Below are 1,106 nucleotides of genomic sequence, written 5' to 3' on the forward strand. Positions count from 1 at the left end.
GTGCGGGCGATGGAACGCGAACTCCATGCCGCCCCGCCCCCCGAACCCGGCCCGCCCCCGTCGGACCGCAGCCTCGGCAGCAGCGTCGTGCGCAGGTTGCGTGCGGTGTGGCGGCTCGTGTGGCTGACCACGCTCGCCACGCTCGCGATCCGGCCGCCCGGGCCGGGGGAGCGGATCGGTACCGAGATCGCCACCAGGCCCGGCTCGATGAGCTGGTCGTCCAGGGACCAGCCGTGCGCCGACGCCTCTCGCGTGCGGTGTTCGAACGCCTCGTCGTCCTCCGCGTCCCCTCCGTACGTGCGGGGCGGTACGGCCGTGAAGGACAGGTCCCGCGGGTCCGCCGCCCTGCGCTCACGCCAGCGCTGCCAGTCCGCTGCCGTCCACTCGGTCGCGAACAGCGGGCCGGGGGCCGTGCGTTCGGCGGGGAGCAGGTCTCCGATGCGGAAGCTGAGGGACATCGCGCGGCGGCGGGTCGCCTGGTGGATGAAGCGGATGCCGTCGCGGTCGGCGACCGCCAGGGAGACCGACTCGTCCAGCTCGTCGGCCAGGGCGTCCGCGTGCGGGGCGAGCAGGGCGGGCAGGCGCAGGGCCGACATGTAGGCGTTGCCCAGTTCCATCAGGCGGGGGGACAGGTGGACGTCCCGGCCGTCGAAACGGACGTAGCCCATGCGGGCGAGCGTGGCCGTGATGCGGTCGACCGTGGAGCGGGCCAGGCCGCTGGCGCGTTCCAGGCCGCTCAGGCTCAGCGTGCCGCCCGCCTCCGTCAGCTCCCGCAGCACCGCGATGCCGCGGATCAGAGGAGTGACCGCTTCGGCGGGGACTTCTCCTTCGGCGCCCGGGGCTGCTGTCCCAGCGGCCCCGTCGCCCCTCCGCGGGGCCGACTCGGTCGGTTCCCCGACCCGTTGCGGCTCCTGCTCGGCGGCCGGTGGGGCGGCCCCCTCCGGGGGCTCGGGCGTGCGCTTCGCTGGCATCGGCTCTCCGGTACGGCGCTCGCGACGGTCGCGGCAGGCCCACCGTAATCCGGAATCGCCGGCCCGAAGGCCGGGAGGGGTTCCACCGGGTAGGGCCCGACCCCTCTACTCCCTCGTCACCCGCACCCGATACCC

Annotated in this window: 1 protein-coding gene; it reads right to left on the reverse strand. The window is 75.1% G+C overall.

What is annotated here, in order from left to right; genetic code table 11:
* Positions 1-971, reverse strand: a 971-nt coding sequence (locus K4G64_RS39285) for an IclR family transcriptional regulator (RefSeq protein WP_221760622.1), incomplete at its 3' end; no start/stop codon positions are given.
* Positions 972-1,106: the final 135 nt, after the last annotated feature.

The sequence above is a fragment of the Streptomyces sp. WAC04114 genome (assembly GCF_019733245.1).
In the GTDB taxonomy this organism is placed as follows: domain Bacteria; phylum Actinomycetota; class Actinomycetes; order Streptomycetales; family Streptomycetaceae; genus Streptomyces; species Streptomyces massasporeus_A.